The sequence below is a fragment of the Thermophilibacter immobilis genome, assembly GCF_015277515.1.
GTDB classification, from domain to species: domain Bacteria; phylum Actinomycetota; class Coriobacteriia; order Coriobacteriales; family Atopobiaceae; genus Thermophilibacter; species Thermophilibacter immobilis.
This window is the reverse complement of record NZ_CP063767.1, coordinates 731,407-749,061: the sequence shown is the minus strand read 5'-3', so window position 1 is coordinate 749,061 and position 17,655 is coordinate 731,407. Positions and strand designations below refer to the sequence as shown.

The following is a 17,655-nucleotide window of genomic DNA, read 5'->3' as shown; positions in this document are numbered from 1 at the left end:
CAATTCGTGAGCGTCCTCCGCGAACGGCCACGCTGACGCGCCGTCTCGCGCGCCTCCCCGCACATAAGAAGCGGGGCCGCCTCAGGCGACCCCGCTCGCACACGAACCTAAGGACCGAGAAGCTACTCCTCGACGGGAGCCTCTTCCTCGGACTCCTCCTCGGCCGGCTTGTCCTCCTCGGGCAGCGGCTTGACCTCGACCTCGACGCCCAGCGTCTCGGCGGCAGCCTTCATGGAGAGGGAGATGCGGCGGCGGTCGAGGTCGATCTCCATGACCTTCACCTGGACGGTGTCACCCACGGCGCAGACCTGCGACGGCACGTCAACGTGCTGCTTGGCCATCTCGGAGATGTGGACCAGGCCCTCCACGCCCTCGCCCAGGTCGACGAACGCACCAAAGGTGACGAGCTTGGTGACGGTGCCCTCGACGATGGCGTCGACCGGGTACTTCCGAACGAGAGAGCGCCAGGGGTCCTCGGTGGTCTGCTTGAGGCCGAGCGAGATGCGCTCGCGGTTGAGGTCGACGTCGAGCACCTGGACCTCGACCTCCTGGCCGACCTTGACGACCTCAGAGGGGTGGTTGACGTGGTTCCAGGAGAGCTCGGAGATGTGGACCAGGCCGTCGATGCCGCCGAGGTCGACGAAGGCGCCGAAGTCGACGATCGAGGAGACGGTGCCCTTGAGGCGCATGCCGACCTTGAGCTTGGAGAGAATGTCCTGGCGCTCGGCCTTGCGAGCCTCCTCGAGCACGACGCGGCGAGAAAGGACGACGTTGTTGCGGTTGCGGTCCATCTCGATGACGCGGGCCTCGATGCGCGTACCCATGTAGGCGTTGAGGTCCTTCACGCGGCGCAGGTCAACGAGAGAGGCGGGCAGAAAGCCGCGCAGGCCGATATCAAGGATCAGGCCGCCCTTGACGACCTCGATGACCTCACCCTCGACGGTCTCTCCAGAGTTGAACTTCTCCTCGACGGCGTTCCAAGCGCGCTCGTACTCGGCACGCTTCTTGGACAGGACGAGACGGCCCTCCTTGTCCTCCTTCTGGAGCACGAGCGCCTCGAGCTTGTCGCCCAGGGCAACAACGTCGGCGGGGTTGACGTCCTTGCGAATGGAGAGCTCGCGAGAAGGAATGACGCCCTCGGACTTGTAGCCGATGTCAAGCAGGACCTCATCGTGCTCGATCTTGACGACGGTGCCGGTGACAAGATCTCCCTCATCGAAGTCGGTGACGGTGTCATCGATGAGGCTGTTCATCTCCTCGTCGGATATGTCATCCAGCGCAAAGACGGACGAGTTCTGAATCTCACTCAAAGGTGGACCCCTTTCGAAAACGGGGCCCCGGTCGTCATGGTCGCTGCCTGCAGTGCCGTGAATCGTGGCGTCTACGTGGAAACTTGCATGCTCTCGGGGACCGACAGATACGTTTGTGCGGGCCCTGTACCCACACATGAACTAGATTAGCCTTTCTCACATGGGTTTTTCAAGCACGAGGTTTGGGTATTTACTATTTTCCGCAGAAGGACGAGCCACGAAGGGGTTCCCATGATACGTGCGGTGCTCTTCGATCTCGACGACACGCTCCTCAGCCTCAATCTGGCGGGGTTCATCGCGCGCTACGTGGCGGGAGCCTCGCGCCTTCTGGCGAGCGCGGCACGCGTGAGCGCCGTCTCGCTCGGCGTACCCTACGCCAGGAGCTTTTTGGCGCTCGAGCGCGCGGGGCGCACCGACGCCGTGACCAATGAGAAGCTCTTTAACCAAACCTTCTACGAGGCCACGGGAATCCCCCTGTCAGACCCCGTCATCCGCGACCTCATCGACTGCTACGAGCGCGAGGTCGTGCCCGGCTTCTCCGACGGCATCGTGCGGGCGCGGCCCCAGCGGGGAAACCGCGAGGCCGTCGAGGCGACCTGGTCGGCGGGCCTCGTCTGCGGGCTGGCAACCAACCCGACCTTCTCGCTTGCCTGCGACCGGGCGCGCATGGGCTGGGCCGGACTCTACGAGGAGGACTTCGCCGCCATATCCACGTTCTCGAACTCTACGCGCTGCAAGCCGTGCGCCCGCTACTACCAGGAGTTCGCGGACCGCCTGGGAGTGCGCGTGGAGGAGTGCCTCATGGTGGGCAACGACGCCACCCGCGACTTCGCGCGTCCTGACTGCGGGCTCAGGACCGCCTACGTGGGGCACGGCCGCCCCGGTCGTGCCGTCTGGCACGGGACGATCTGCGAGCTCGCAGGCGCCCTGCCGGACCTCGTGGCCCGCCTCAATGAGCGGGACGCAAGGCGCTGATCTGGCCACCGGCCGCCGCGACGCCAGCCACGCCGCCAGCCACGCACTCCACCAAAAATCGAGTGCGTAGAAGTCCGAGTCTCTTTCTCTGAATTGTCAGCTTTTACAAACGTCTTCCCGCGTTTTCCCTGATGGGTTACGAACGGTTGTCAGACCTTTCCTGACTTCTACGCACTCGCGGAAGCGGAGCCAGAACGAGGCGGCCGAGAAGACACCCGTCGGGGCCGGGGCGCGCCGCTCGCCGAGTGCGCGGCGTCTGAGGCACGCGAGGTGAGGGTAAGGAGCTCCTCACCACGAGAGGGGGTCCATGGAACCGACCATCTGCGGCGCCTCGGCCTTTGCCTGGTGGAGGACGCCACCGCTCATACGCACGCTCGCCACGAGGGGGTGGACCGACGTACCCGAGCTGGGCTCTTCTGCCGAGAAGGCCCTTGAGGCGCATGTCGCATGCGTGCGCGAGCTCCCCTTCTGGCGCGCCGTGGCCTCGGTGACGGGCCGACCCTGCGAGGACGCCTCCGCCTATGCGGTGCTCAACAGCTCGCCGTCACTCTCCTTGTGCACGGACGTCCCCGTCGACATGCTCTACACCACACGAGACAATCGCCGCCGAGCGGCGGTTGTACACCCACACGTGTGGTCACGGGAGTTGCCGGCCGGCTCGCTCGTGAAGGTGCACGATGCCCTGGCCGTGACCTCGCCCGCGTTCACGCTGCTGCTGATTGCTGCCACCCTCAGCCTTCCCCGCCTCGTCATGGCAGTCTCTGAGCTTGCGGGGTCGTTTGCGGTGTACGAGCCACCCGAACCAATCCGCAGGCTGCTCGAGGAGATGCAGGCGAGAGGCGAGCTTCCCGACTTTGGCTCGTGGAGGCCCGCCTTTGACAGGGCGGGACGACTCTCCGACGTCTGGTCGAGACCCGCCCTCGTCACCTGTGACCGGCTGGGCGCGCTCGTGGAGTCAGGTTCTTGCCGGGGCGTACGGGGGCGCGGGCGCCTCGCCGAGGCCGTTCGCCTCGCCGTTGCGGGAGCGGCCTCACCCTTTGAGGTGCAGACGGGCATGCTTCTGGGCTGGGACGAGGCCCGCGGCGGCGAAGGATACGGGGGCTTCTCGCACAACCGTCGCGTTGCCCTAAGCGATCCTGCCAGACGTCTGGCGAGAAGGAGCTGCTGCTACTGCGACCTGTACTGGGAAAAACAGGAAGGGCGCGACGCGCTCGACCTCGAGTGCAAGAGCGCGCTGCACCACAACAACGAGACAAGTTACCTCTCCGACGCCGATCGCGCGGCCGCGCTGCAGCTCATGGATACCGAAGTGGTCGAGGCGACCTATGGCCAGCTCGCCGACGAGCGGCGCTTCGATGCGCTCTCCCACCTCGTGGCGCGCAAGCTTGCCGTGAGCCCGCCCGTGCGGACGGCCGAGTTTCTCGCCGCACGTCGGAGGCTCCGCAAGGACGTCTTCATCGACTGGCGGGCGCTTCTCGCCGCGTCCCCGCGCGCATAGCTCCTAGCCCCTGGGGTCTCCGGCAGCGTCCACGCGGGTCGCCCTTTCACGAGTGCGTAGATGTCAGGAAAGGTCCGACAACCGTTCGTAACCCATCAGGGAAAACGCGAGGAAAAGTCCGTAAAAGTCAACATTTTTGCAAAAAACAGGTGGACTTCTACGCACTCGACCGAAGGCGGGACGGAACCGGGGCGCGATGGTCGGCGGAGATGGGGAGGAGCCGGGGCTAGCGCAGGGAAACGAGCCGGTAACCCGCCGCCTCCAAGGCCGCGCGCAGGAGATCCTCATTGATCGGGGGCTTGGAGCGTATGCGGGCTTGGCCGCCTGCGAGCTCGACCGTAGCCCAGGTTCCCTCGACGCCGTTGAGCACGTTGGTGACGTTGGACACGCAGTGCTCGCAGGTCATGCCCCCCACCTCGAGGACTGCCTCGTAGGGATAGTGCGAGGGATCGATGTCGGACACGCTTACGGAAGCCGCATCCGCGCTCGTGCGGCCGGAGTCCTTGACCGCACCGCTGCAGCAGTCGCGTGTGCCGCGGGCCGTACCTATAGCACGCCGGACCCCTAGGGCCACAGCAGCGATGACGAGGACGATAAGGACGATGTCGAACGGACTCATGGGACCCCTCCCCGCAGAGTAAACTGGTACTTACTATACCTCTACGGGGTACGGCTGCGGGCCTTTCTTCGCCAAGCGAACGCTCTTATCTGCTGTGCCGCGCACGCGCACCCCCTGTGAACTGGGCAGACGCAGGCGTGAAGACCGGTCTTCTCGTCATGTCGAGCCGAATAGCGTGCACTCGGTGGGCGAGCCATCTTGGCAAAAAGAGAGCGCCCACAAGGCGGCCGCCCCGCGAGAGAGCGGGGCGGCCAGAGGAAGGAGGATAGGTGCAGAGGTTCCTACACCCAGAAGAGCATCGTGTTGTAGGTGGGCACGGGCCAATAGTCGGTGCCGCAGAACTCCTCCATCGCGTCGACAGCCGCGCGCAGGCGCTCCATGGCGGGCAGGACCGCGCCACGATAGGCGTCGCACTCCCGCTGCGGGTCCTCGATCGCCCTCGTCTCGGCGTTTCTGCCGTCGAGGTCATCGGTCGCGGCGCAGATCGCGTTGATGCCCTCGGTGAGCTTGGAGGTAAGGGCGCGCTCGGCGGTGGCGTCGATGCCGATCTCGGCCTTGGTGGCCACGGAGGTGGCCAGGTCACCGGAGTATTCGGACAGGGCGGGCACATACAGGTGACGCGCCATGTAGACCATCGTGTTCGCTTCGATGTTGATGAGCTTGGCGTACTGTTCGGCCTTGGAGATGTAGCGCGCGCGGAGCTCGGCCTCGTTGAGGACGTGGTACTTCTCGTAGAACGCCACGTTCTTGGGGTCGATCAGAGACGGGAGCGCGTCGGGCGTGGACTTGAGGTTGGGCAGCCCGCGCCGTACAGCCTCGGCCTCCCACTCGTCGGAGTAGCCGTTACCCTCGAAGATAACGCGCTGGTGGGCGCGCAGGGTCTCCTTGACCCACGCAAGCGCGGCGGCGGCAAAGTCCTCGCCCTCCTTGCCAGCGAGCGCGGTGGCAAAGGCGTCGCACTGCTCGGCCACGGCCGTGTCGAGGACCACGTTGGGATCGGAGAGGTTCTGCTGCGAGCCGCACATGCGGAACTCGAACTTATTGCCCGTGAAGGCGAAGGGCGAGGTGCGGTTGCGGTCGGTGTTGTCCTGTAGGACGTCGGGCAGGGCCGGAACGCCGAGGTCCATGTGAAGCAGGGCATGGGAGACCGTGGGCTCATCGTTAATCAGGGCCTCGACGATGCTGTCGAGCTCGTCACCCAGGAAGACCGAGATGATCGCCGGGGGGGCCTCGTTGGCGCCCAGGCGGTGATCGTTTCCAGCCGAGGCGACGGACTGGCGCAGGAGGTCGGCATGCATGTCGACGGCGGCCACGAGCGCGGCGAGAAACACGAGGAACTGGAGGTTCTCACTGGGCTCGGCACCGGGCTCGAGCAGGTTCTTGTCGTCGGCGCACAGAGACCAGTTGTTATGCTTGCCAGAACCGTTGACGTACTCGAAGGGCTTCTCGTGCTCGAGGCAGGCGAGGCCGTGGTGGGTGGCCAGGAGCTTGAGCTTCTCCATGGTGAGGAGGTTGTCGTCAATGGCGAGCGAGCCCTGCTCGAAGATCGGGGCGAGCTCGTGCTGGGACGGGGCGACCTCATTGTGCTTGGTCTTGGCCGGCACGCCAAGCTTCCAGAGCTCGGCGTCGACCTCCTTCATGAAGGCGTTGACCGTAGGACGGATGGCGCCGAAGTAGTGCTCCTCGAGCTCCTGGCCCTTGGCGGGCTCGCAGCCGAAGAGCGTGCGACCCGTGAGAACGAGGTCTGGGCGGGCCTGGTAGTCGGCCTCCTTGATAAGGAAGTACTCCTGCTCCGGGCCGATGGTGGTCGAGACCTTGGTGACATCGTGCCCGAAGAGGGTAAGCACGCGTTTAGCCTGCGTCTCGAGGGCCACCTGCGCGCGCAGGAGCGGGGTCTTCTTGTCGAGGGCCTCACCGGTGTAGGAGATGAAGGCGGTGGGGATGCAGAGGACCTCGTCCTTGATGAAGGCGGGGCTCGTGGGGTCCCAGGCGGTGTAGCCGCGGGCCTCGAAGGTGGCGCGTAGGCCACCCGAGGGGAAGCTCGAGGCATCGGGCTCGCCCTGGACGAGTTCCTTGCCGGAGAAGGTCATGAGGACGCTGCCGTCACCCTTGGGGGTGATGAAGCTGTCGTGCTTCTCGGAGGTGATGCCCGTGAGCGGCTGGAACCAGTGCGCGAAGTGCGTCGCGCCCTTCTCGAGCGCCCAGTCCTTCATGGCGTGGGCGACCTCGTTGGCGATGTCGAGGTCGAGCGGCTCGCCCTCCTTCATGACCCTCATGAGCGCCCTGTAGGTCGGCTTGGGAAGCCGGTCCTGCAATACCGCCTCCGTACAGAGCAGGCTGCCGTACTCCTCAGTGACCTTGTTCTTGCCCATGTGCGCCTCTTTCCTGTGAGCGTGGCGTGCTTGGCTTACGCTCGACTACTGTACGCGGCCATTGTTACACGCCAATTAAGGCAGCATGAAGCTCGCAAAGACACTACGTTGCAGTCGCGTGGATTGTGGGCGGGCGGTCCGGGGGCGGGTCTGCGGCCCTCACCCGCTACAATCGGGTGAGCAACAACCGAGAGGAGACGCATGCCAGACACCACGGACGCCAACGGGCGCCGCACCATAGCCGTCATAGACGGGAACTCCCTCATGCACCGCGCGTTCCACGCGATTCGCCAGCCCATGAGCGCGCCGGACGGACGGTCGACCAACGCTCTGTTCGGGTTCTTCAACATGTTCATCAAGATGGTGGACAGCTTCAGGCCTGACGGCGTCATCTGCGCCTTCGACAAGGGCAAGCCGCTCGTGCGCATGGAGATGATGCCCTGCTACAAGGCGCAGCGCCCGTCGATGGACCCGGACCTGCACGAGCAGTTCCCCATGGTCAAGGAGCTCCTGGGCGTGCTTGACGTGCCCGTCTGCGAGCTCGAGGGCTGGGAGGGCGACGACATCCTGGGCACCCTCGCGCTCAGGGGCGAGAAGGCCGGCTACGACATGCTGCTCTTCACCGGCGACCGCGACATCTACCAGCTCTCCACCGAGCACGTGCGCGTGGTCTCCACCAAGAAGGGCGTCAGCGAGGTCTCGATCATGGACCCAACGAGCGTGGAGGACCTCTACCACGGCATCACCCCCGCGCTCGTGCCTGACTTCTATGGCCTCAAGGGGGACTCCTCGGACAACATCCCGGGCGTGCCGGGCATCGGCCCCAAGAAGGCCGCCGCGCTCATCTGCCAATATGGCTCGCTCGACGAGGTCATCGCCCATGCCGACGAGGTCAGGGGCAAGATGGGCGAGAATCTGCGGGCCCACGTGGGCGACGCGCTGCTCTCGCGCACGATCGCCACGATTCGCACGGACGCCCCCCTTGACCTCGAGCTCTCCGACGCGCGCTTCCCCACGTTCGACCCCGCCAAGGTCGCTCAGGCCTTCTCGGCGCTGGGCTTCACGGGCATGACGAGCCGCCTCGTGAGGCTCGCGGGCCCCGAGGCCGCGGCGGCCTTTAAAAGCGCCGCCAGCGCTGAGGCCCCCGCAAGGGGCACCGCGCTCGAGGCGCCCCTTGCGGGCGAGGACGCCGAGCGCGCCCTCGACGAGGCCCTCGCGGCCGACGCGTGGATCGGCTGCGCCGCCGACGACGACCGGGCCGACGGATCGCTCTTCGGGCTCTCCCACACGCTGTGGGTCTGCGTCGGCGACCAGCTCCTCAGGTTCGAGGGCGACGCGGCCGACGCGGCCACGGCGCGCCTCTTTCGCGGGGGGCACATGGCGTCGGGCGACGTCAAGGCGCTCCTGCACGTGATCTGCCCCGCCGACTCCTCGCTGCCCGCTCGCTTGGAGGCCTCCGAGGTCGACGCAACGCGCATCTTCGACGTGGCCGTCGCGGCCTACCTGCTCGACTCCGAGCGCGCCTCCCTTGGCATGGAAGAGCTCGCCGAGGGCTACCTCACCGAGCCGCTGCCTTCCCCCACCGAGGAGATCCCGCGCGCGGCCGTTGAGGCCCTGGTTGCCCGCAGGCTCGTGGAGCCCCTCCGCACGCGGCTGGAGGCCGACGGCTCGAGGGAGCTCTTCGAGGACATGGAGATGCCTCTTCTGCCCGTGCTCGCCCAAATGGAGCGGGAGGGCCTGGCCGTGGACCCGAGCGTGCTCGCCTCCCAGTCCGCCGAACTCGGGGTCGAGATCCACGCCATGGTCGAGCGCATCTACGCGGTCGTCGGCGAGAAGTTCAACCTCGACTCCCCGCAGCAGCTCAGCCATGTCCTGTTTGACGTGCTCGGGCTTCCCACCTTTGGGCTCAAGCGCACGAAGCGCGGATTCTACTCGACCAACGCCAAGGTCCTCGCGGACCTCGCCGCCGAGCACGACGTCGTGCGGGAGGTGCTCGAGTACCGCGAGCGCACCAAGATCAAGTCGACCTACCTCGACGCCCTGCCCGCCCTCGTGGCGCACGACGGCCGCATCCACACGACCCTCAACCAGACCGTGACGGCCACCGGGCGCCTCTCGAGCTCCGACCCCAACCTGCAGAACATCCCTACCCGCTCCGAGCTGGGGCACCGCGTGCGCCAGGCGTTCGGGGTCGGCGAGGGCAGCGTGTTTCTCGCCTGCGACTACTCGCAGATCGAGCTGCGCCTGCTCGCTCACCTCTCTGAGGACGAGCACCTGATCGCGGCGTTTCGCGAGGGGGCGGACTTCCACGCCGCCACGGCCGCACGCGTCTTTGGCGTGCCGGTCGAGGAGGTCACGCCCGGCCTGCGCAGCCGCGCCAAGGCCGTCAACTTTGGCATCGTCTACGGGCAGCAGGCGTTTGGCCTGGCCACGTCCCTCAAGATTCCTCGCGCGGAGGCGCAGGACATGATCGACCGCTACTTCGAGGCCTATCCCGGCGTGCGCGCGTTTCTGGATGAGTCGGTGCGCCTGGCGCACGAGCGCGGGTACGCCGTGACCCTCTACGGGCGCAAGCGCCATATCAAGGAGTTCAGGCAGTCCAACCGCCAGCTCGTGGCCTTTGGGGAGCGCACGGCCATGAACCACCCGATGCAGGGCACCGCCGCCGACATCATTAAGATCGCCATGATCCGCGTGGAGGGGCGCTTGCGCGAGGAGCACCTCTCCTCCAAGCTCGTCCTGCAGATCCACGACGAGCTGGACTTCGAGGTCCCCACCGACGAGATCGAGACGGTCTCCGCGCTCGTGAAGGAGACGATGGAGGGCGTGGTCGAGCTCAGGGTCCCCCTGATCGCCGAGGTCAGCTACGGTGCCAACTGGGCGGAGGCGAAGTAGGTGGCGGAACCCCTGCACGTCACCGTCTTCACCGACGGCTCCTCGCGCGGAAACCCCGGCCCCGGCGGCTACGGGGCCGTGCTGCGCTACACGGACCCCGCCGGCGCGGCGCACGAGCGCGAGCTCTCGGCGGGCTACGCGCGTACCACCAACAACCGCATGGAGCTCATGGGCGTCATAGCCGCTCTCGAAGCGCTCACGCGGCCCTGCGAGGTCGAGGTCCACACCGACTCCCAGTACGTCTGCCATGCCTTCACCCAGCACTGGATCGTGGGCTGGCAGAAGCGGGGCTGGAAGACGGCGAACAAGCAGCCGGTCAAGAACGTCGACCTCTGGAGGCGCCTGCTGGCCGCAATGGGGCCCCACGAGGTGAGCTGGCACTGGGTCAAGGGCCACGCCGGACACGCCGACAACGAGCGCTGCGACCAGCTTGCCACGAGCGCGGCCGACAACTACCCCTTCCATGAGGACGCCGGCTTCGAGGGATAGGGGTTCGCGTCACGGATAAGCACCAGCTCAAAGGCCTCGTCAAGAGCATTTGACGGGGTCTTCTCTGTAATGGAAAGCACCTTTGATGGTAGGCTGGGCCAACCCATGACAGCCTGTGAGTCGCAAGGGGCCACGCCAGGAGCAAGGAGAGCAGATGGAGCTGGGCCACAACATCAAGGGGCAGCGGGCGGGGCTGGGACTGTCCCAGGACGACCTCGCCGCACAAGTCTACGTCTCCCGGCAAACGATCAGCAGCTGGGAGAATGACAAGACCTACCCCGACGTCCAGAGCCTGCTTCTACTCTCCGAGACCTTTGGAGTGGCAGTCGACGCCCTCATCAAAGGAGACATGGAAGCCATGGAGAAGACCGTATCAAGAGACGCCCGGCACGTCACCCACCTTACCGCAGCCATGATCTTTTTGCTGATCGCGGCCTTTGTCGCCCTGATGTGGGCGGGCTGGCAGGAGCTCGACGGCTGGGGGACCCATACGATCCCCACATTCGTGCTCGCAGGAGTGCTGTGGGTAGGAGCGATGGTGGCCGCAGTCCTCATCGAGCGCATCAAGAAGGAATACGACGTGGAGACATACCGGGAGATCCTCGCCTTCGTGGAGGGCCGCGAGATCGACCGCAGCGCCCGCCCGGCACCAAGCCGCCTGAGCCGGCCCCTGCGCGTCGTGCTCGTGGCCGCCGGTGCCGCAATCGTGGGCTTCTCCCTGGCCTACGGTGCCATGGCCCTCGCGGAGATGCTCGGCCGCTAGGGCTTCTCGTCGCGTCCTGGCCCTCTCTCGGACGCCCACCTCCACGATTGGGGCAAGTTCTTGATGTTCTCCTCGCCTTAGGCGCGGTTCAGCTGGGGAAACGTTAACGAGCGATTGCGCTCTGCGGCGATTTTCTCGCAATTGCATCAAGAACATGCCCCAATCGTGGGGGGGGGTCGCTACGCCTACAGCACGTGGACGTCGTCGGGGCCAAAGGCCACGAACGCCTCGTCGCCCACCTCGTAGACCTTGTGGTTCTTGGGGTTGAAGTCGGTGATCTTGACGAGGGTCTGGCCCACTGTCACCTGGTAGTTCTGGTAGTTGCCCATGAAGCGGGAGAGCGTCACGCGGCACGGCAGGGTCCCGGCATCAGCGAGGCGCGCGGCCTCGGGGCGCAGGACGAGCACGCAGGCGTCGCCCACGGCAAGGTGGCCGACGTTGGCGACCTCCACCGCATGCCCCTCGATCGTGGCCACGCTAGACGCACCGTCCTTCTGGGAGAGCGACCCCCTCAGGAAGTTGGACTCGCCGATGAAGTCGGCGACGAACTCGTCGACGGGACGGTAGTAGATCGTGTGCGGGTCGCCTATCTGGGCCACCACGCCCTTCTTCATGATGATGATGTTGTCGGAGAGCGCCATGGCCTCGGACTGGTCGTGCGTGACGTAGACGGCCGTGATGCCGGCCTCCTGCTGGATGCGGCGAATCTCGTTTCTCATGTCCACGCGCAGCTTGGCGTCGAGGTTGGAGAGCGGCTCGTCGAAGAGGAGCACGCCCGGCTCCAGGACCAGCGCGCGGGCGAGGGCGACGCGCTGCTGCTGGCCGCCGGAGAGCTGGTTGGTCATGCGGTCCTCCATGCCCTGGAGCCCCACGAGGTCGAGGATGCCGTGGACCTGCTCGGCAATCTGCTCCTTGGGGAGCTTGCGGAGCTTGAGGCCGTAGGCCACGTTGTCGAAGATGTTGTAGTGGGGCAGCAGGGCGTAGCTCTGAAAGACCATGGCGGTGTCGCGCTTGTTGGGCGTGAGCTCGTTTATGGGCTCGTCGCCGAGGTAGATCTCGCCCTCGTTAGGGCTCTCGAAGCCGGCGATCATGCGCAGGATCGTGGTCTTGCCGCAGCCAGACGGTCCGAGCAGCGTCACGAACTCGCCGGGGGCTATGTCGATGCTGGCGTCGTGGACCGCGTAGAAGTCCTGCTTGGTCTTGGGGTCCTGATAGATCTTGGAGACGTGCTCCAGGCGGACGCCCTTCTTCTCCTTGGACATGCTAGGCCTCCTCGGTCTGCTTGCTGGTACCAAAGTGCTTGATGGCAAGGTTCATGAGGAGAACCGAGCCGTACGTGATGACGATGAGAATCGAGGCGAAGGCGCACGCGATGCCATAGGAGCCCTTCTCGGCGAACTCGTTGATCTGAACCGTGATGAGGAAGAACTGCGGCGTCACGAGCAGAATGATCGCCGAGATAGCCGTGATCGAGCGCACGAAGGCAGTCACCAGCCCGGAGAGGAAGGAGTCCTTGATGAGCGGCAGCGTGACCGTGCGAAAGACCGTGAGCGAGTCCGCGCCCATGTCGTAGGCGGACTCCTCGATCGACTTGTCGATCTGACGCAGGGCGCTGATGCCGCTGCGGGTTCCCGTGGGCAGCGAGCGCACGATGAACACGATCACGAGAATGGCCGCCGAGCCGTAGAGTCCCTGGAGAAGGCCCGTGCGAAAGACGCCCGCCGCGAAGCCGCGAATGTAGCCGACGCCCAGGACCGTGCCGGGCACGGCCATAGCGAGCATGGAGACAGCCTCTATGAAGCCCTTGGAGCGAAAGCTCCGCTTGACCACCAGATACGAGATGATCATCGAGAGCAGCGCCGTGATGGGGGCGGCTATGAGCGACAAGACGAAGGAGTCGCGGAAGGCCTCGAGTCCATGGTACTTGGTGAAGACCTGCACGAACCACTTCGTCGTCAGCGTGAAGTCGTAGCCCCAGGTCTTGAAAAGCGCCCCGAAGGGCACGCAGACGTACATCACCACGACGAAGAGCGCCAGCGCGGAGCACAGAAGGGTGAGCGGCAGGGTGACCGAGCGGTCGGTGATGAGCATGCGCGCGCGGCTCGCCTTGCCCGAGAGCGTGGCCGTGCTCTTGGCCTCGAGCACGTACTTCTGCACCACGAACATGACGAGCGTGATGGACAGAAGTACGACGGCCATCGCGGCGGCGCCCTGCTTGTCGTAGGCGCCCGTGATCTGCAGGTAGATCGTCGTGGCGAGCGTGTCATAGGAGCCGCCGATGATCATCGGGTTGGCGAAGTCGGCGATCGACTCGATGAAGGTGACGAGAAACGCGTTGCCCAGGCCCGGCAGCACAAGCGGCAGGGTCACGCTCGTGAAGACCTTCCAGCGCGAGGCCCCCATGTCGCGCGCGGCCTCCTCGAGCGAGGGGTCGATGTTCTTGAGCAGGCCCTTGAGCATCATGTAGCAGACCGGGAAGAACGTGAGGGTCTGAACGAGGAAGATGCCCCAGAAGCCGTAGACGTTGTTGTCGTAGATCCCCAGGGCGTAGCGGGTGATGATGCCAGCCTTGCCAAAGAGCATGATCACCGACAGGGACAAGACGAACGGCGGCGAGACGACCGGCAGCATGGAGACGACCTTGAACAGGCCGCTCATGAAGCGGGTCTTGAGGCGCACGTAGACCTCGACGTAGGCGAAGAGCAGCCCCACGAGCGCCGACGAGATGCCCACGAGAAAGCCCACCGCAAGCGTATTGGTGATGGCCGTCGTGAACGTGTGCATCTGGAAGACGCGCTCGAAGACGGACAGGCTCGGGCCCTGGTCGGTGACGAAGCTGTCCACCAAAAGGATGGCGAGCGGGTAGAGGATGAACAGCGTGAGAAACGCGATGAGCACCACGATCGTGGTGACCATGATGGGATCGCCCATGAGCTTCTTGCGATCGAGGGCGGCGCCTTGGTCTTGGGCCATGAGCACGCTCCTTTCCGAATGCGATCAGAAGGGCCGCCGGCGGCGCAGAGGGCACCAACGGGCTTCGCAAGAAGACGCCGGGAGGACTGAGGTCCCCCGGCGCCTGTCTTGTTGACTAAGCAGAGGCGGCTACTCTGTCTGGAAGCGGTCGTCTCCGCCGCCCAGGGCGTTCATGACCTCCTCGACGTAGGTCGAGGTGTGCTCCTTGGCGTCCTCGAAGTCGTAGTCCATGACGTTGTTGGGATCGAGGCCGAACTCGGTGGCCACCTCGGGCTGCTCGGCATCGTCGATGACCAGGAACTGGTAGGAGCCGTTCTGGGCGGCCAGCTCAACGCACTCCGGGGACAGGGCGTACTCGACCCAGAGCTTGGCCGCGCTGTCGTGCTTGGCGCCCTTGAAGATGGCGGTGGCGCCGACCTCGCAGGACGTGCCCGACGACGGCACGACCAGACCTATGTTCTCGTAGCCCCCATCGACTATCTGGTAGATGCCGTCATGCAGGAAGCCCAGGCCGATCGTGCACTCGGCGGTGCCGATGTTCTTGGACGGGCCGGAGCCGGACTTGGTGTAGACCGCGATGTTCTTATCGAGGTCGACGAGGTACTGGATGCCCGCGTCGTGGCCGTACTTCTGGATGGCCGTGTTGATGATGAGCTTGGCCGTACCGGCGGTGTTGTAGTTGGACGACCAGATGAGGCCCTTGTACTTCTCGTCGGTGAGGTCGGCGAAGTCCTCGGGGGCGTCGAGGTTGAGGCGAGAGAGCTCGTCCTTGTTGACCATGATGCCGAGGAGGCCGGTGTAGACGCCGTACCAGTTGCCGTCGGCGTCACGGTACTTGGGATCGAGGATATGACTCGCGTTGGCGGCGTCGTAGGGCTCAAGCAGGCCGGCGAGGGCGACCTCGTTGTACGGGTCGGTGGTGCCGCCGAACCAGACGTCGCCGGAGGGGTTGCCGTTCTCCTCCTCGACCTTGGCCTGGACCTCACCGGTGGAGAGGCGCTGGTACTGGGTGTCGATGCCGTAGAGCTCCTGGAAGTGCTCGCAGGCCGCGGCGAGGTACTCCTCCTCGCAGGAGCCGTAGACGACGAGCGTGCCGTCCTCCTTGGCCGCGCTCACGAGCTCCTCGGACGCGCCAACCTTGTCGGTCGAGGCGTCGCTGGTTCCGGAGCCGCCAGTCGTGGACTCGCCACCGCCGCAGGCGGCGAGACCGAGGCCGGCCGCAGCGGCGACTCCGGCAGACAGGAAGTTCCTACGGGAGAGATTCGACATGAAGTTTCCTTTCCTAGTGTTCGTTCCCGCGTGCGCGAGAGCTCTTCCCTGCTCACGGTTTTAACCTATCGAGGGCTTGCGTGCGGGGAGTTTCGACGAGCGGTCGCGGGGGACGGGGGCAGCGTGGCCCGCCTGGGGCGGACCACGAGTCGCACTATACCAAAAGGAACATCATGGCGGCGGGGGGCTAGCTTTTGGGGGGGTCACTTCCTGGGGGTCACTTCTTGAAGGCGGCCACGATCTCGGTGACGCCGTTGAAGACGAGCCCACAGCCGGCAATCGCGAACATGACGCCCACGAAGGCGAACGGCGCGCCCATCACGACGAAGCCGAAGACGATCGTGAGAACGGCCATGAGCGTCGCCGCCGCGGTCGGAGCGCCCAAGGCGGCGACGGCGCGCGCCTCGACGAGGTCCCCGATGCCCGTGAACAGGATGAAGACCCCGATGAGAACCACGAGCCAGCTCACGAACATCGCCGGCCACGTCCACAGGATTGCGCCGAAGACGAGCTCGATGAGGCCGATGAGGAGGTCCGCCTGGGAGGCCTGGTCGCGGGCGCGCGCGTAGCCGATGAGTGTCATCACGCCCGCGATCGCGAGAACGCCCCCGAACAGGCTCGTCGCGAACAGGGCGACGCCCGTGGGGTTGGAGAACAGGAAGAAGCCGATGACCAAGGACGCGATGCCCGTGAGGACCATGGTCGTCTTGGTGCGCTGGAGAGAGTTCTTCATGGATGCCACCTTAGAAAGAGGCGCGTAGCACGCCTTTGTTTACCTTTCTGCATCTCTACCCGTTTCAGGTTTGTCTCACACGCACAAAGAGGCGCACCTGCGGGCGCGTTGCGCTACCCTAGGGACGCATCACCCGAGGGACGCGCCCTCTGGGCCCCCAACCGCGAGGAGAATCAATGCCCGCGCTCATCACGCATCACATCTTCGGCGAGGACGTCGCCTCGACCCTTCCGCATGGCGTGGTCGCGGGAGAGGAGGAGCTCCTCGCGTTTCTGCTGGGAAACCAGGGGGTCGACCCCTTCTTCGCGCGCTTCTCGACGCTTCCGCACGTGGCACGCGCCTGCCACCGACTTGCCTCCCGGATGCGCTCCGGTCACGTCTTGCACGCGTTTTTGACCCTGCGCGACGGCGTGGGCCGCCTGCCGAGCGACGACGAGCGCATCGGGCGGGCCTTCGCTCTCGGCGTGATGGGCCACTACGCCCTGGACCGCGCGACGCACCCCTTCGTCTCCTCTCAGCAGCGAGACCTCGTCATGGCCGACCCCTCGCTCGCCGCCTCCGCGCACGAGGTCCGCGCCCTCATCGAGAGCGACCTCGACACCTGGCTCTTGTGGGAGAAGCGCGCAGCAAGCGTCGAGGAGCGCCCCGCGGCCACGAGCCTCATGCGCACGGCGCGCGTGGAGCGCGTGGGCGGCGCCCTTCTCTCGCAGGTCGCCCTTGCGGTCTTTGGCCTGTCCGTGGGCGCTGGGGAGTACGCGGAGGCCGTCCGCGACTATGAGCAGCTCTACACCTCGATCGAGGGGGCAGGCTCGCCGCGCGCGCGGGCAACGGTCGGCCTTGCGCGCCTCGGTCATGCGGGCGCGTGCCCCGTTGTCGTTGCCCATCGGGCGTGCCATGAGCCCGCAAGCGCGGCGGCCAACCTCGAGCGGCGGCCCTGGAGAGACGTCGTCACGGACACGGTGCGTCATGACAGCTTCGCGGACCTCTTCGAGGAGGCTCGCCTTGCCTACCCCGCCCTCGCCGAGACCCTCGTGCGCGGAGACGAGGGGCGCCTGAGGCAGCTCGTGGGCGGCCTGGACTACGAGGGCCGCCACGTCGTCGACGACTAGGGACGGCGGGGCAGTAGGTGTGCTCTTGTCGCCTTCCCCTCTTTCCCTCCCCTTGCCTCCTCCCCTAGGATTGGGGCAAGTTTTTGATGCATAGACTCCCGTTTGGGGGGCACTTCACGCATTTTTCTCGCAAACCCCCCGTTGGCGAGAAAACCGCGGTGCAGGAGCATCAAAAAAGTGCCCCAATCCTCATGGGGGCCACAGGGCGACCGCGCGAGGTGCGCTGCCGCGGCGCTGCGAGGGTACGTACACCCTTCCCTAGGGTACCTACGCAGCTGCAATTTTTAAAACCAGGCCTTCGGAGAGAGGCCGCAGGTAGGGCGCTTGGCGAGAAGAGCATCAACCTAGCAATCGTGTACGCACCCTGAGAGGGGGGGTGTACGTACCCTGGAAGCCGGACCGGGGCCGGGGGGAGGGAGGTCGAGACAGGACGGGGCCATGGCTCACAGCCAGACGAGGGGCTCTCCGTCGTCCTCTGCCGAACCGTCCCCGTCATCGGGCACTGGCTCCCTGCGTACCCCGGTGGACTCCTCGAGCCAGGGTCGTCTCTCGGACACTGCGCGTCCGAGAGAGCAGGCCCTGCCGTCCACCATCCAGACGAGCTCCGAGCTCGCGATCTCGGGGTCGGGCTTGTCGGCAGGGGGGCGCAC

The 17,655-nt window shown here is 65.7% G+C and carries 14 protein-coding genes; 6 read left to right on the top strand and 8 right to left on the bottom strand.

Annotated elements, in window-relative coordinates; genetic code table 11:
- Positions 1 to 122: 122 nt before the first annotated feature.
- Entirely contained in the window at positions 123 to 1,310 is a 1,188-nt protein-coding gene (gene rpsA / locus INP52_RS03310; RefSeq protein ID WP_194372378.1) for a 30S ribosomal protein S1, read from the bottom strand.
- Positions 1,311 to 1,541: 231 nt separating this feature from the next.
- Here rpsA and INP52_RS03305 point away from each other — a divergent pair, with 231 nt between their 5' ends.
- Together INP52_RS03305 and INP52_RS03300 are read left to right on the top strand one after the other, a co-directional pair.
- Positions 1,542 to 2,285, top strand: a complete 744-nt coding sequence (locus INP52_RS03305; protein ID WP_194372376.1) for an HAD family hydrolase — start codon at positions 1,542 to 1,544, stop codon at positions 2,283 to 2,285.
- A 307-nt stretch (positions 2,286 to 2,592) separates the two neighbouring features.
- Positions 2,593 to 3,783, top strand: coding sequence for a hypothetical protein (locus INP52_RS03300; protein ID WP_194372374.1), 1,191 nt, complete (start codon positions 2,593 to 2,595; stop codon positions 3,781 to 3,783).
- A 226-nt stretch (positions 3,784 to 4,009) separates the two neighbouring features.
- Here the strand turns inward: INP52_RS03300 and INP52_RS03295 are convergent, their stop codons facing one another.
- Together INP52_RS03295 and INP52_RS03290 are read right to left on the bottom strand one after the other, a co-directional pair.
- Positions 4,010 to 4,402: a heavy-metal-associated domain-containing protein gene (locus INP52_RS03295; protein ID WP_194372372.1), complete on the bottom strand. Its 393-nt coding sequence runs from the start codon at positions 4,400 to 4,402 to the stop codon at positions 4,010 to 4,012.
- A 281-nt stretch (positions 4,403 to 4,683) separates the two neighbouring features.
- Positions 4,684 to 6,774: a glutamine synthetase III family protein gene (locus INP52_RS03290; protein ID WP_194372370.1), complete on the bottom strand. Its 2,091-nt coding sequence runs from the start codon at positions 6,772 to 6,774 to the stop codon at positions 4,684 to 4,686.
- Between the two features lie 201 nt (positions 6,775 to 6,975).
- Here INP52_RS03290 and polA point away from each other — a divergent pair, with 201 nt between their 5' ends.
- From polA to INP52_RS03275, 3 genes are all read left to right on the top strand, one after another.
- The gene (gene polA / locus INP52_RS03285; protein WP_194372369.1) at positions 6,976 to 9,669 is read left to right on the top strand and encodes a DNA polymerase I; all 2,694 of its coding nucleotides are present in this window, start codon (positions 6,976 to 6,978) and stop codon (positions 9,667 to 9,669) included.
- Positions 9,670 to 10,158 carry a ribonuclease HI gene (rnhA, locus tag INP52_RS03280; protein WP_228478401.1) on the top strand — a complete coding sequence of 163 codons (489 nt, stop codon included), beginning with the start codon at positions 9,670 to 9,672 and terminating at the stop codon, positions 10,156 to 10,158. It begins immediately after the preceding gene.
- Between the two features lie 154 nt (positions 10,159 to 10,312).
- On the top strand, positions 10,313 to 10,921 hold the full coding sequence (locus INP52_RS03275; RefSeq protein ID WP_194372368.1) for a helix-turn-helix domain-containing protein: 609 nt from the start codon (positions 10,313 to 10,315) through the stop codon (positions 10,919 to 10,921).
- Positions 10,922 to 11,106: 185 nt separating this feature from the next.
- Here INP52_RS03275 and INP52_RS03270 read toward each other — a convergent pair whose 3' ends face one another.
- The 4 genes from INP52_RS03270 to INP52_RS03255 form a co-directional block, all read right to left on the bottom strand.
- Positions 11,107 to 12,183, bottom strand: coding sequence for an ABC transporter ATP-binding protein (locus tag INP52_RS03270; protein WP_194372367.1), 1,077 nt, complete (start codon positions 12,181 to 12,183; stop codon positions 11,107 to 11,109).
- A 1-nt stretch (position 12,184) separates the two neighbouring features.
- Positions 12,185 to 13,894: an ABC transporter permease gene (locus INP52_RS03265; RefSeq protein ID WP_194372366.1), complete on the bottom strand. Its 1,710-nt coding sequence runs from the start codon at positions 13,892 to 13,894 to the stop codon at positions 12,185 to 12,187.
- A gap of 129 nt (positions 13,895 to 14,023) precedes the next feature.
- Entirely contained in the window at positions 14,024 to 15,163 is a 1,140-nt protein-coding gene (locus INP52_RS03260) for an ABC transporter substrate-binding protein (RefSeq protein WP_194372365.1), read from the bottom strand.
- A gap of 217 nt (positions 15,164 to 15,380) precedes the next feature.
- Positions 15,381 to 15,896 carry an HdeD family acid-resistance protein gene (locus INP52_RS03255; RefSeq protein ID WP_194372364.1) on the bottom strand — a complete coding sequence of 172 codons (516 nt, stop codon included), beginning with the start codon at positions 15,894 to 15,896 and terminating at the stop codon, positions 15,381 to 15,383.
- A 176-nt stretch (positions 15,897 to 16,072) separates the two neighbouring features.
- Between INP52_RS03255 and INP52_RS03250 the strand changes: the two genes are divergently transcribed.
- The gene (locus INP52_RS03250; protein ID WP_194372363.1) at positions 16,073 to 17,005 is read left to right on the top strand and encodes a zinc dependent phospholipase C family protein; all 933 of its coding nucleotides are present in this window, start codon (positions 16,073 to 16,075) and stop codon (positions 17,003 to 17,005) included.
- Between the two features lie 443 nt (positions 17,006 to 17,448).
- Here the strand turns inward: INP52_RS03250 and INP52_RS03245 are convergent, their stop codons facing one another.
- On the bottom strand, positions 17,449 to 17,655 hold the full coding sequence (locus tag INP52_RS03245) for a hypothetical protein (protein ID WP_194372361.1): 207 nt from the start codon (positions 17,653 to 17,655) through the stop codon (positions 17,449 to 17,451).